Genomic DNA, 13,052 nt, shown 5'->3' on the forward strand with positions numbered 1-13,052 from the left:
GATGTATATGAATTTGTCGAAAAATTTCCGGGAGAAATTCTTGACATCTTACCCATAATAGTTTATTCGTATCACACGATCCTTAAACCTAAAATTAATCATTTTATCACAATTTTTTATTATAATACAAACTTCACAAAGATGCTATTGTTTTTCATTATTCCCTTTTGGCACAGCCAAAAACCCAGGATAGAGCGTCCTGAGTTATATGTTTTTTGTTTTGAGATGATGGATAATATTTGCTGTTTCCTCAACCGCTTTATTTGAAACATCAACAACCTGGCAGCCGATCCGATCCACAATCTTTTCGAAATACTCGAGTTCCTCTTTGATTCTGTTGATATTTGCATAAATCGCTTTATCATTAAGCCCGAGTGATTTTAAACGTTCTTTTCTGATATGATTCAGTTTATCAGGGCTAATCTTTAAACCGATGCATTTTTTCGGATCAACGTTAAAGAGTTCTTCCGGCGGATCAACCTCCGGTACAATCGGAACATTGGCAACCTTCAGGCGTTTGTGTGCGAGATATTGAGACAGCGGTGTTTTAGACGTTCTTGACACGCCGATCAAAACGATATCAGCTTTTAAAATCCCTCTTGGATCACGTCCATCATCGTATTTAACTGCAAACTCGATGGCCTCCACTTTTTTGAAATAATCTTCATCAAGCTGGCGCACCCGCCCCGGTTCGTATTTCGCTGTTAAACCGTAGGCTGTTTCCATTTTATCAATCAACGGGCCGATAATATCATAATATAAAACATTTGCTTTTTCCGCTTCGGCTATCAAATATTCTCTGATTTCCGGCACCACGAGTGTAAAACAGATAATGCCGCCGTCTGCCTTTGCAAGTGAAATCACTTCATTGATAGTGCCTATATCTTCAACATAAGGAATTCTTCTTACATGGGTATCATCCGCCGATCCGTTAAATTGGCTGAGTGCTGCTTTTACTACCAATTCAGCCGTTTCACCGACGGAATCCGATACAACATAGATGATGCGGTTATTCATATTATCCCCCCGTTAGTTTGCAATCTTATAGGATTTCATTTTCAGATAAACTGACAAGTATTTTGGTCATATTTGTTTTTGTCACTCTGCCGATCACTTCAAAGCCTTTATCGGTGTCTTTGATGACAGGCAGTGCATCAATTTGTTTTTCTATTAAGTGCTTTGCAATGTCCATCACATAATCCTCGCGTCTGCACACCGTAATGTTCGGCATCCTTGTCATGATGATGTGAACAGGGACCGATGTAAGCTCCTGCTGGCCAATGCTCGCTCTGAGCAAGTCTTTTCGTGAAAGCACCCCGACTAAAACAGCATCGCGGTCCACCACAAACAGAGTACCTACATCTTCTAAAAACATGGTGCAAATCGCATCGTACACAGAAACGTTTTCGTGAATCACTACGGGGATAGATTGAAAGTCTTTCACCTGAAGCTTTTTGAGTTTATCCGCCAAAAGCTGTGTGCCGGTTTTTCCCGTATAGAAATAACCGACTCTCGGGCGCGCCTCGAGGAATCCTGACATGGTGAGTATGGCTAAATCCGGGCGCAATGTCGCCCTGGTTAGGTTCAGCTTTTCTGCAATATGCTCCCCTGTAATCGGCCCGTTTTCTTTTACAATCTGCAAAATATGTTCTTGCCGTTTATTTAGTTCGATCGTACTCACCACCTTTTCACTTCATAGCTATGTAAAGAAATAATAATCCATATTATAACGTAAATATCTTGTAATCAAACAAAAAACTTATAAATGGGGAAAAGACGATTACCGATCACACAGCAACCGCCTTTTCTCTCTTTATTTTACAATAAGGGCATTCATATTCGCAAAGGACTTGATCTCATCCGCCAAGCTTACCATTTGCGCTAAACGATTTGCCTTTAATGCCTCATTATCCGCTATAACCATTGTATGATCGAAGTAAGCATCGATCGGTTCTTTTAAGGCTGCAAGTGAAGCAAGCGCCGCCTCATAATCTTTTTTGCTGAAGTTTTCCTGCAGATTTTGCTTCGCTGTTTGGTAGGCATCAAACAGTTTTGCTTCGTATTCATTTTCAAACAGATCAGGCTGAATGTCTCCGCGGACTCCTTTTTTGCTGATAGAGATCACTCGGCCTAACGCTTCGGCTGTTTCCTTAAAGCCAGGTGCACCAAGCTTTTGCTCCAGTACTTGTGCTTTATGCAGGGCAGAGTACGGCTCAAGCTCAGAGCTTTCTAGCACGGCGTCAATGACATCATGTCTGATTTGTTCAGCATTCAAGACATATTTCAAGCGCTGAGTGAAGAAATCCAGCAGTTCAATTTCTTTATCGGTTTGTACGAAAGTAAGCAGCTCTTCAAATGAAATTCCCCAGTTGCGGTCAAGAAGAATCGCAACAATACCGCTTGCTTGGCGGCGCAGTCCGTAAGGGTCCTGGGAACCGGTCGGAATTACGCCGATAGAGAAGAATGAAGCGATTGTGTCAAGCTTATCCGCCATTGCTACAACAGCTCCGGTGAAAGTAGAAGGCGTTTCTCCGCCCGCTGATCTAGGCATATAATGTTCATTAACTGCCGCCGCCACAGCTTCATCTTCGCCAAGCATTCTCGCATACTTTTCGCCCATAATTCCTTGAAGTTCAGGGAATTCATATATCATATGCGTCACAAGGTCGAATTTAGAAATTTCAGCAGCCCGCTTCACATGTTTTAATGTATCTTCATCAGCCTGAAGGCGAACGGCAAGTTTCTCTGCGATTGATGTGACTCTTCTAACCTTATCAGCAAGAGAACCAAGCTCTTCATGGAAAACGATATTTTCAAGCTTCTTCACATTTGCATCAATGTTTAGTTTCTGATCTTCTTTGTAGAAGAATGAAGCATCAGATAAACGTGCGCGCAGCACTTTTTCATTACCTCGGGCCACATTTTCAATCGCGTGGCTGTTGCCGTTTCGGACTGTGATAAAGTGAGGCAGCAGGTCACCGTTTTTGTCTTTGACAGGGAAGTAGCGCTGATGCTCTTTCATTGTTGTGACAAGCACTTCTTCAGGAATTGACAGAAACTCGGATTCAAATGAACCGTAAAGAGCTGTCGGGTATTCTACTAAATGATTCACTTCATCAAGAAGGTCTTCGTCAACTGGAATGCTCCAATCGTTTTCAGCAGCCATTGCTTCCAGCTGAGATTGAATCATTTGCTTTCGGACGCTAGGATCAGCAATAACATGCTGTTCTTTCAGCTGCTCTTCATAAGCTGAAGGTGATTCAATTGACACTTCATGTCCGAGGAAACGGTGTCCCTGTGTTGTCCGTCCAGACTCAACGTTTGTGATCGAAAATGGAATGACATCCTGTCCAAATAATGCGACAATCCATTTGATCGGTCGGATATAACGCAAATCTTCATTTCCCCAGCGCATGTTTTTCGGGAAATGCAAGCTTGTAATTAAACCGCTCAGTTCTGGCAGAAGCGACTTCGTTTCTTTGCCGGCTTGGAAATTTTGCACGAATACATACTCTATGCCTTTTACTTCTTTGATGTACAGGTCTTCCACATTCGCGCCTTGGCCTTTTGAAAAGCCGATTGCCGCTTTTGTCCAGTTCCCGTCCGCATCAAGGGCAATTTTTTTCGCAGGCCCTTTTGCTTCTTCTTTTATATCATCCTGCTTTTCTGCGACATCCTTAACGAACACAGCAAGACGTCTCGGTGTATTGAAGAGTTTCACTTCACCGTGAGTAATATTTTTTTCTTTAAGCCAGCCTGTCAGCTTGTCGCCAAGCTGAACCATGCTTTCATTCAAAAAGCGCGCCGGCATTTCCTCTAATCCGATCTCTAAAAGTAAATCCTGTTTACTCATGAGAAGAACCCTCCCCTTTAAGCATTGGGAACCCTAGTTTTTCTCGTTCCTCATAATAGGTTTTTGCTACTTTTCTAGCTAAATTCCGCACTCTTGCGATATAGCCCGTCCGCTCGGTAACAGAGATCGCACCTTTGGCGTCAAGCAGATTGAAGGTGTGCGAGCATTTCAGCACATAGTCATATGCTGGATGAACAAGTCCGTTGTCCATTTGCTTGATCGCTTCTTTTTCATATGTGCTGAACAATTGGAACAGCATATCGACGTCTGATGTTTCAAACGTATAAACAGAATGCTCATATTCAGCCATCATGAATAAATCTTTTACTGTAAACCCTGACGTCCATTCCAAGTCAAACACGTTTTCTTTATCCTGGATATAAGACGCGAGACGCTCAATTCCATACGTAATCTCTACAGAAACGGGTTTACACTCTAATCCCCCGACCTGCTGGAAATACGTAAATTGTGTTATTTCCATTCCGTCAAGCCAAACTTCCCAGCCTAGACCCGCGCAGCCTAAAGACGGATTCTCCCAGTTGTCTTCAACAAAGCGAATATCGTGCTCAAGCGGATCAATTCCAAGAGCACGCAAGGAATCCAAATACAGCTCTTGAATGTTATCAGGTGACGGTTTAATAATGACCTGGAATTGATGATGCTGATACAGTCTGTTCGGGTTCTCCCCGTAGCGGCCGTCTGCAGGACGTCTGGAAGGCTCTACATAAGCCACTCTCCACGGCTCAGGGCCGATACTGCGCAAAAATGTATACGGGCTCATCGTGCCGGCTCCTTTTTCTACATCGTAAGCCTGCATAAGCACACAGCCCTGACTGGACCAATGCTTTTGCAAGGTTAGAATCATGTCTTGAATATTCATTTCAAGCACCTCCACTTTTCTTTCATAAGTTGCCTGCGGCAGCAACCAAAAAACTCCCGTCTCTATGCTTGCCAGCCGCAAACATAGGGACGAGAGTTCTCCCGCGGTTCCACCCTAGTTGCTGAGAACCAAATCCCAGCCTCTTTTTTTAAAATTGCTCAAGAATGCCTTTCGTTGCGTGCCCATCCTTAGCTTACACCGCCCTAAGGTCGCTTTCATGAGGTAAACGCAAGTACTTCTTTCTCTCACTGCAACATATTTTATAATAAATGATCATATAAAAAGATGGACCAAATGTCAACTTTTGTTTTCACCCATAAGATGTTTCATGCTTTCCATTTGATCTAAAAAGCGCTTTGATTTTAAATACAATCCCGAATATTCTTCGTAATATAAATCAATCACTTGCTTTAATTCAGCTTTTGTTTCCTCTTTTAAGGACACATTGCCGAGCCTCGACAGATCAAAATAGTAAAAGAGTCTTAACAGCCTTGCCGTTTGCGGTTTAATCGGTACCCTGTAAGGATCTTTTTCAAAACAGCGGTGGCATATAAAACCATTATCACGAACAGAGAAATGAAAGGTTCCGTCCTGGCTTTTACAATGTACACAATGATTCAGCTCAGGATACAGGCCCATGACACCGAGCATTTTCATTTGAACAATGAAGGTGATAACATCCGGATCTGTTCCTTCATTCAGCTGTTTTAATGATTCTAATATGAATTCAAATAAATAAGGGTTTGGCTTTTTTTCTTCTGTGCCTCTGTCGACTAACTCAGCAATATAGGCAGCATATGCTGTTAAAAACAAGTCTTCCCTGATGCCTCTCATGCTGAGGATCATTTCCCCCTGCTGAAGCGTTCCGAGGCCCGATGTTTTTTGCATTAAGAAAGAACCATACAAAAAGGGCTGGCTGACTGCTGATAAACGGCTGTTCGGTTTTTTGGCGCCTCGTGCCATAACACCTATTTTTCCGTGTTCTCTTGTCAGTAATGTTACGATTTTATTCGTCTCTCCGTAATCATTTGTGCGAAGAACGATTCCTTCACATTTTGTCAGCATTTCCGCACCTTCCTCAAGCAGGAGCGGCCAAGAGGTTTATAAAATTGGATAATCAAATCGGGCTAGCTCATCTTCTAGTTCTTCGGGTCTTTCCATGTTCTCTTTTTCCAGTTCTTTAAAAAGAAGATACGTATCAACATTTCCTGTTTGAGAAAATACGTTCCAGGTAAAATTCAACACAAGAAACCCACCTTTCTGTAGTTAAACTAGCTTACCTAAACTCCAAATTCTTACCTTTATCTTGACCAGATGTCCTCCATTTCATGTTAAACAAAATTTGCTAATGTATCCCTGTTCCTGTGAGATAATGACACACACGGGAAGAGATTAATATTCGTCCTCTTTAAAGCCAAAATCGCGAAGCTGGGACATTTTATTACGCCAGTCCTTCTGCACTTTCACCCACAATTCAAGGTAGACACGGGAGCCCAATAGTGCTTCAATATCCGCTCTCGCTCTTTTTCCAACCTCTTTTAGAAGGCTTCCTTTTTTACCGATCACGATGCCTTTCTGAGAATCCCGCTCGACCACAATCGTTGCCGCTACGTGCACAGAACCGTTGTCCTGCCCTTTGATGGATTCGATGGCCACCGCAATGCTGTGCGGGATTTCTTCTCTCGTCAAATGCAGCACCTTTTCCCTGATTAATTCAGAAATGATAAATCGCTCAGGGTGGTCAGTTACCTGGTCACTCGGATAGAATTGCGGCCCTTCCGGCAAATACGCTTCAATCTGAGCGAGCAAGGTTTCGATGTTATTTCCTTCTAAAGCAGAAATCGGAACAATTTCCTTAAAAGGATAACGTTTGCGGTATTCGTCAATTAGCAGAAGCAATTGGTCGGGATGAATTTTATCAATTTTGTTTACGATTAAGAATACAGGCGTAGACATCGTCTGCAATTTCTCAATGATGAATTCGTCGCCCTTCCCGTAGCCTTCCTCAGCATTGATCATAAACAAGATCAAATCGACTTCTTTTAATGTATTTTGCGCCACTTTCATCATAAAGTCCCCAAGCTTATGCTTAGGTTTATGAATCCCTGGTGTGTCAATAAAAATGGTTTGTGATGTGCCTGTCGTCAGTACTCCTTGCACCTTGTTTCTCGTCGTTTGGGGCTTATCGCTCATGATCGCGATTTTTTGTCCAATGACTCTGTTCAAAAATGTAGATTTTCCTACGTTTGGTCTTCCAATAATGGATACAAATCCTGATTTAAAGCTTTCGTTCGTCATGTAAATCCTCCGATGAAAATGCGCCTGGCAATAATTCTTCCACAGTCATTTCTTTTATTTGTCCTTGTAAATTAGTTAGTACGACAATAACGTCTTTTGTGCAAAGCTCAGAAATCACCTGGCGGCAGGCTCCGCACGGAGATACCGGTCCAGGGGTGTCAGCCGCAACGGCCAGCATCTGAAACTCTGTTTCCCCTTCAGAAACAGCTTTAAATAAAGCGGTACGCTCGGCGCAATTGCACATGCTGTATGCCGCGTTCTCAATGTTGCAGCCTCTGTACACTTTTCCATCCTTGGTAAGAAGAGCGGCTCCTACTTGGAATTTGGAATACGGCGCATATGCCATATCACGCGCTTTTAAAGCTTCTGTTATTAATTCTTGTCTGTTCATGTGTACATTCCTCTCTTACCTATAATGGTACCGCTATCACTTTATATTTTACATAATCGCGCGCTTTTTTTCACGCCCATTTCTAAAAATGTAAAATAAATGTAAGAATTTTCAGCCATTACAGCTTTGGCAAAAAAATAAGTAAACCAATGATACACGAAATCACGGCAAAAACGCAAACAGCCCCGGCGGCAGCGTCCTTGGCCGCTTTAGCAAGAGGGTGATGTTTGTCAGTTATTAAATCAACCGTATGTTCAATGGCTGTATTTAAAAGCTCAAGCGAAAACATACCGCCTATCAAAAGGAATATAATCATCCACTCAATCATGCTGAGCTCTACAAGGAAGCCGCAAATGAGAACAGCGCAGGCGGCTGCGGCATGAAATTGGAAATTCCGCTCCGTCCGCGCTGTTTCCCATATGCCCCGGCCTGCATGCACGAAGCTTTTGAAGAATCGCTTCAGCTCATTTCTATGATCTTTTGAGTCCATAAGCGTCCAGCAATTCCTTTTGCTTAGTAAACATCTCCTCTTCTTCCTCTTTCGTCATATGGTCATATCCTAAAAGGTGCAGAAATCCGTGTACAGCTAGAAATCCGAGCTCTCTTTTAAAAGAATGATTATACTCCTCTGCCTGCTCTCTTGTGCGATCGGCACTGATGATAATATCACCTAAAACCGGAGGCATTTCGGCGCCCACGATTTCGATCTCGCCTTCCCCCTCTTCTTCAAGAGCAAATGAGATGACATCTGTCGGAGCATCCTTTCCCCGGTATTCTTTGTTAATCTGATGTATGTCATCATTGGAAACAATCGTGACAGAAACTTCAGCCTGATCCTGAACGCCTTCACGCTCAGCGGCAAATTGAAGCAGATTTTCTACTTCTTTGAGCATCTCTTCTGAGACGCTTCCTGTTTCATCAACGATATCAATCAGTAAACTCATCTATTTCACCTTCTTAGTAGCCTCCGGATATTCAATCCGGGAGTGGAAAATTCCTTTTAATGTTGCACAGAGCGTTTTTGCGATTGTATCCAGCTCTTTAAATGTCAAATCGCATTCACTGAACTGTCCGTCCTGAAGCTTATCGGATATAATACCCCGGACAAGCTTTTCAATTCGTTCAGGATTTGGATTATGCATGGATCTGACGGCCGCTTCAACACTGTCGGCCACTGATATAATTGCGGCTTCCTTTGACTGCGGCTTCGGTCCCGGATAACGGAACTCTTCCTCTGTAATCTGGTCGCCTTTTTCCTTCGCTTTATAGTAAAAAAACTTTAAAAGCGAAGTTCCATGATGCTGCTCAGCAATGTCGACAAGCTCTTTCGGAAATTTATAGCTTCTCAGCATATTCGCACCGTCTGTCGTATGCGAGATAATAATATTTTTGCTCAACTGAGGTGACAGCTTGTCATGCGGATTGTCAATATTCATTTGGTTTTCAATAAAATATTGCGGGCGCTTTGTTTTTCCGAGATCGTGATAATATGCGCCGACTCTTGCAAGCAAACCATTAGCCCCAACCGCTTCACAGGCTGCCTCTGATAAATTGGCAACCATTACACTGTGATGATATGTACCTGGTGTTTCCGTCAGTATTTTGCGCAATAGCGGATGGTTAGGATTAGACAGCTCGAGCAGCCTCATGGTGGATAAAATGCCAAAGCCCGTCTCAAAAAACGGCATCAGGCCGATGATCAATACAGATGAAGCAAACCCCGACACAACCCCCATGAGCATTAACGTGCCGATTTCAAGACCCGACAGCGCAGTGTTCTGGATCAATAATAAGGATAGAACGACAACCATATTAATAAACGCCACGAAAAGCCCGGTCTGCAAAATCTTTGATCTTGCATTGTGTTTTCCTAAAAATAATACACCTGAAATGCCGCTGATCAAATAATAAATCCCTATGACATAATTGAATGTTCCTGTCACACCCTGATTAAACATCATACTTCCGCAAATCGCAAGAATGATACTTCCCAAAATGGCAATGCGTTCATTCATCAGCAGTTTGATTAAGATGGCGCCGGCCGCAATGGGGACCAGATAGCCGATATTATTATACTCCATCTTCTGAAACAAACTGACAACCTCCATGATCACAAGCAAAAGTGTTGTGATTATGGAGAATAACAGAATGGATTGGTTTTTAAACTTCAGATTTTGTTTCTGTTTTTCAAAATAATATACAAGTGTTGCAATGAAAAGTCCGATCATAATCAATAGCCCGCTGATCGGTTTAAAGAGATTTGAGTTATTTAATAACCCGGTCAGCTCAAGTTTCCTGTACACTTCCCGATCAATGAGGTCATTTTCTTCCACGAGCACTTGCCCCTGTTTGATTTGAACCTGCTGGACATTATCTGAGGCTTCCTGCCGTTTTGCCTCTGTTGCTTTCGGATCGAAGACGTAATTCGGAATAATAGCAAAACGCCCGATTTCTGTCGCGGCTCCCAAGTATTTAGACGGAATAGAATTGCTCTTTAGCTCTTTTTCTACCTTATCCTTTGCATCAGATAGTTTATCCGAAGGGATTTCACTGCTCATGACCGTATTTACTGCGGTAATGACCGTATCTCTGACAAAAGAAAAGTCTTCACTGTCTGCTTTCAGCAATGTCTTGATGGAATCCTCCGATATAGAATCATTCACATCTGATGTCAATTTGTCCTTTACAGATTTGACCATTGATTTTTCCGATGGTGATTTACTGCCTTCTTCTGATGATTTTTTCACTTCACTAATACTGTCGAATATTGATGACACAAGGTCAATCCGATTGTCTGTATATTCTTTTTTTAATGTATATTGATCTTCAACCGCATCCTCAGCGGCTTGCTTTTTTTCCTCTGTGGCTTTTTGATCTTCTACGGTTGCCGGAGCGTAAATGGTCTTGTCGCTGACTGAAAACAGGTCTAAATCAAGTGTTTCCGGCTTAACATGTACAAAAAGCAAAGCAAACATAATGGCAGCCAGCAGAAGATACAGCAGTACATGCATGGAGCGGGCATTTTTAAAACTGCTCCATTTTTTCGAGCTGCTTTTGGTCTTAGCCTTCTTTTTCAACACAAGAACCTCCTCTTGAAACATCAAGCCCATAAGCAATCATAAAAATGACCCGATAACGCGCGATCGGGTCATTCAGCATTAATTTTGCTTATCGTATGCTTCAATAATTTTCGCAACAAGCGGATGTCTGACCACGTCTGTCTGGTCTAGCTCAATCATAGAAATGCCGTCTATTCCTTTCAGCATCTCCTTCGCTACTGCAAGTCCCGATTTGACGCCTTTCGGCAGATCAATTTGGCTGACGTCACCTGTAATGATCATTTTAGAGCCAAAACCCAGTCTCGTCAAAAACATTTTCATTTGAGCAGGCGTGGTATTCTGTGCTTCATCAAGTATAACATAAGCATCATCGAGCGTCCGTCCCCTCATATATGCGAGCGGAGCAATTTCAATGATGCCTCTTTCCATCAGACGTTCTGTATGATCTGCCCCAAGCACATCATGGAGAGCGTCATACAGCGGGCGCAAATAAGGATCTACTTTTTCTTTTAGGTCACCTGGGAGAAAACCGAGGCTTTCACCGGCTTCCACGGCAGGTCTTGTTAAAATGATTTTTTTGATATGTCCGTTTTTTAAAGCATGGACTGCTTTTACGACAGCCAGGTACGTTTTCCCGGTTCCCGCCGGACCAATGCCGAATACAAGGTCATTCCGCTTCATAGCGGCCACGTATTCCCGCTGTCCCATTGTTTTTACACGGATTGATTTGCCTTTTGCGTTTTTTGTAATTTCTTCTTCATACATGCTTTCAAAGTATTCAAGTTCATTCTTCTTTGCCATTTTGATGGCGTAAATCACATCACGTTCAGAGATCTCTATCCCCTTGCGAATTAAAGCGAGGAGCGATCCCAGCAGCCTGTCTGCAATCTGAAACGATTCATCATCGCCTGAAACATAAATCGTCTCGCCGCGCGTAATGATATTTACATTCAGATCTTTCTCCATCAATTTCAAAAAAGAATCTTGGTTCCCGAAGAGTGAAAGCGCCTCGTCCGGGTTTTTCAGTTTTTGATTCATCGCAAGTAAATGTTCTGTCATTCTTCAGTCTCCCTGACAATAGGTGTGGTTTGAACGATATCTTCTATAACTTGGTAGAGAATAATCAACTTTACTTTACCATTCTCAACAGTCTGGTGCAAAACTTTTTCACTTTTCACCTCGCCGTTTTCGCCTATTTTATCCTCTACATCCTGTTTACCCAATTTAATGCCTTCTTGAACTGCTTCTTCTTTTGTATATTTTCGCAAAGCCTCTTCACTTTCTCTCGTTTGCTCTTTGACATAGGATACAGGGAGCTTAAACCCGAGAAAATGAAGCGAATGCTTTTCTTGTTCTGTTTTTGGATGCTTCAATTCCTCTTTTTTAAACGTCATCCCCCAGATCGGGATTGCCAACGAGCCAAAAGAAAGCTTGTGCTTTGTCCTTACTTTGCCCGTATAGACGTTAAATAATGTTTCAAGCGGGACAGTCACTTCTGATCTATACCAGGTTTCTCCGTAAATTTCTGCTTTTGAGGCGACTTCCTGCTGATGGTCTTCGCTGCCGATCAGTCCCGAAACAAGCAGCTGCCCCTTTTCAACATGATCGTGTATGGCAGCCATGGGCTGTCCTTTTTGCACAAACATTCTCGTAATGGTTGCTTTCTTTTTGGCGACAATATTGCGCGGGCTAACATACTTTTCTTTTTCGGGCTCATTTTTCTCCACAACTTTCATGTGAATGGTCGTCCCCTTCAGATCAACTCCGACCCAAGTGATATTGTCTATTCCATTGGTTAATGATTTCTGTATTTTTTCGGGCGACATCATTAAAAACTGCAGACGGCCCTTTTTGACGCCGATTTCATTAAGATGCTGCCTCATTTGATGTTCTGTTTCAGGCTTAGCGCCTGTCACATCAATTTTCCACACCATATTGGACAGCAAAAACAAAAGGATGAAAAAAATCGCAAAACCGATCGTAAACCCTATATTCAGCTTTGATTTAAGCAACAGGAAGGGAAAACCCTTCCGATTGATAAATCGGGCTTTACATTTAAATTTACTTCTCACCCGCCGAAAGGCATGTACATCCTGAAGCTGTATATATAACGATACGGCTTCTTTCTTTTTTTTGACATGAAAGACCGGAATCCCCTGTCTTGTGCATTCATTAAGGAGCCGCTCAATCCCTCTTCCCGTCAATTCAAGCTGGACCTTACCCGAAAAAAAAGACAGCCATTTATTTTTCACAACATTTCCCCCTCGGCTTTATGACTCAACATATCGAACGACATCAATCGTACCCTCCAAAAGTATCTCTTCCGGAAGAATCGCCTTGATGACAAAATTTTTACCAGATATGATGCACTGGCCCTGCTTCAGCATCAGCCGCACTTCATTCTCACTGAAAAGCAAAAGGCCTCTGTGGTTTTCTATGTAGATATGAAGTCTGCCAACCATTGTAATCCTCGGCAGATCCATCATAACGTCCGGGGGAATTTCCAATGCTCTTGTCAGCCAAGCTTTCATACGATTCTTTCTTTGCCCCATACAAAAAGAACCCCCTTTC

14 protein-coding genes are annotated in these 13,052 nt (G+C 42.6%); all 14 read right to left on the reverse strand.

The window, feature by feature from the left end:
* Window positions 1–204: 204 nt before the first annotated feature.
* Entirely contained in the window at window positions 205–1,017 is an 813-nt protein-coding gene (locus tag NSU05_RS12635; protein ID WP_003230064.1) for a pyruvate, water dikinase regulatory protein, read from the reverse strand.
* Window positions 1,018–1,042: 25 nt separating this feature from the next.
* Window positions 1,043–1,681 carry a transcriptional regulator CcpN gene (gene ccpN, locus NSU05_RS12640; RefSeq protein WP_003237058.1) on the reverse strand — a complete coding sequence of 213 codons (639 nt, stop codon included), beginning with the start codon at window positions 1,679–1,681 and terminating at the stop codon, window positions 1,043–1,045.
* A 132-nt stretch (window positions 1,682–1,813) separates the two neighbouring features.
* Entirely contained in the window at window positions 1,814–3,853 is a 2,040-nt protein-coding gene (gene glyS, locus NSU05_RS12645) for a glycine--tRNA ligase subunit beta (protein WP_339204006.1), read from the reverse strand.
* Complete coding sequence (gene glyQ / locus NSU05_RS12650) at window positions 3,846–4,733, reverse strand: glycine--tRNA ligase subunit alpha (protein WP_076458153.1); 888 nt, start codon at window positions 4,731–4,733, stop codon at window positions 3,846–3,848. The genes glyS and glyQ overlap by 8 nt, the downstream gene beginning before the upstream one ends.
* A 297-nt stretch (window positions 4,734–5,030) precedes the next feature.
* On the reverse strand, window positions 5,031–5,798 hold the full coding sequence (gene recO, locus NSU05_RS12655; RefSeq protein ID WP_076458122.1) for a DNA repair protein RecO: 768 nt from the start codon (window positions 5,796–5,798) through the stop codon (window positions 5,031–5,033).
* A gap of 36 nt (window positions 5,799–5,834) precedes the next feature.
* The gene (locus NSU05_RS12660; protein WP_003230053.1) at window positions 5,835–5,978 is read right to left on the reverse strand and encodes a YqzL family protein; all 144 of its coding nucleotides are present in this window, start codon (window positions 5,976–5,978) and stop codon (window positions 5,835–5,837) included.
* 147 nt (window positions 5,979–6,125) lie between these two features.
* Window positions 6,126–7,031, reverse strand: a complete 906-nt coding sequence (era, locus tag NSU05_RS12665; protein WP_003230051.1) for a GTPase Era — start codon at window positions 7,029–7,031, stop codon at window positions 6,126–6,128.
* Window positions 7,012–7,422, reverse strand: a complete 411-nt coding sequence (locus NSU05_RS12670) for a cytidine deaminase (RefSeq protein WP_032722130.1) — start codon at window positions 7,420–7,422, stop codon at window positions 7,012–7,014. Before NSU05_RS12670 ends, era begins: the two co-directional genes overlap by 20 nt.
* A 118-nt stretch (window positions 7,423–7,540) precedes the next feature.
* Entirely contained in the window at window positions 7,541–7,912 is a 372-nt protein-coding gene (locus NSU05_RS12675; RefSeq protein ID WP_015384119.1) for a diacylglycerol kinase family protein, read from the reverse strand.
* Window positions 7,893–8,366 carry an rRNA maturation RNase YbeY gene (gene ybeY, locus NSU05_RS12680; RefSeq protein ID WP_003230039.1) on the reverse strand — a complete coding sequence of 158 codons (474 nt, stop codon included), beginning with the start codon at window positions 8,364–8,366 and terminating at the stop codon, window positions 7,893–7,895. Before ybeY ends, NSU05_RS12675 begins: the two co-directional genes overlap by 20 nt.
* Window positions 8,367–10,502, reverse strand: a complete 2,136-nt coding sequence (gene pgpH, locus NSU05_RS12685) for a cyclic-di-AMP phosphodiesterase PgpH (RefSeq protein ID WP_010886570.1) — start codon at window positions 10,500–10,502, stop codon at window positions 8,367–8,369. It lies immediately after the preceding gene.
* A 78-nt stretch (window positions 10,503–10,580) separates the two neighbouring features.
* Window positions 10,581–11,540 carry a PhoH family protein gene (locus tag NSU05_RS12690; RefSeq protein WP_014477373.1) on the reverse strand — a complete coding sequence of 320 codons (960 nt, stop codon included), beginning with the start codon at window positions 11,538–11,540 and terminating at the stop codon, window positions 10,581–10,583.
* The gene (gene yqfD, locus NSU05_RS12695; RefSeq protein ID WP_003230033.1) at window positions 11,537–12,733 is read right to left on the reverse strand and encodes a sporulation protein YqfD; all 1,197 of its coding nucleotides are present in this window, start codon (window positions 12,731–12,733) and stop codon (window positions 11,537–11,539) included. The genes NSU05_RS12690 and yqfD overlap by 4 nt, the downstream gene beginning before the upstream one ends.
* An 18-nt stretch (window positions 12,734–12,751) precedes the next feature.
* The gene (gene yqfC, locus NSU05_RS12700) at window positions 12,752–13,033 is read right to left on the reverse strand and encodes a sporulation protein YqfC (RefSeq protein ID WP_003226191.1); all 282 of its coding nucleotides are present in this window, start codon (window positions 13,031–13,033) and stop codon (window positions 12,752–12,754) included.
* Window positions 13,034–13,052 lie beyond the last annotated feature (19 nt).

The sequence above is a fragment of the Bacillus sp. EU52 genome, assembly GCF_037964975.1.
GTDB lineage: Bacteria > Bacillota > Bacilli > Bacillales > Bacillaceae > Bacillus > Bacillus subtilis.

Bases quoted from the DNA above. Each gene is read 5' to 3' on its own strand.
- NSU05_RS12635 (WP_003230064.1), bottom strand. From the start codon at position 1,017: ATGAATAACCGCATCATCTATGTTGTATCGGATTCCGTCGGTGAAACG.
- glyS (WP_339204006.1), bottom strand. From the start codon at position 3,853: ATGAGTAAACAGGATTTACTTTTAGAGATCGGATTAGAGGAAATGCCG.
- glyQ (WP_076458153.1), bottom strand. From the start codon at position 4,733: ATGAATATTCAAGACATGATTCTAACCTTGCAAAAGCATTGGTCCAGT.
- recO (WP_076458122.1), bottom strand. From the start codon at position 5,798: ATGCTGACAAAATGTGAAGGAATCGTTCTTCGCACAAATGATTACGGA.
- era (WP_003230051.1), bottom strand. From the start codon at position 7,031: ATGACGAACGAAAGCTTTAAATCAGGATTTGTATCCATTATTGGAAGA.
- NSU05_RS12670 (WP_032722130.1), bottom strand. From the start codon at position 7,422: ATGAACAGACAAGAATTAATAACAGAAGCTTTAAAAGCGCGTGATATG.
- NSU05_RS12675 (WP_015384119.1), bottom strand. From the start codon at position 7,912: ATGGACTCAAAAGATCATAGAAATGAGCTGAAGCGATTCTTCAAAAGC.
- ybeY (WP_003230039.1), bottom strand. From the start codon at position 8,366: ATGAGTTTACTGATTGATATCGTTGATGAAACAGGAAGCGTCTCAGAA.
- NSU05_RS12690 (WP_014477373.1), bottom strand. From the start codon at position 11,540: ATGACAGAACATTTACTTGCGATGAATCAAAAACTGAAAAACCCGGAC.
- yqfC (WP_003226191.1), bottom strand. From the start codon at position 13,033: ATGGGGCAAAGAAAGAATCGTATGAAAGCTTGGCTGACAAGAGCATTG.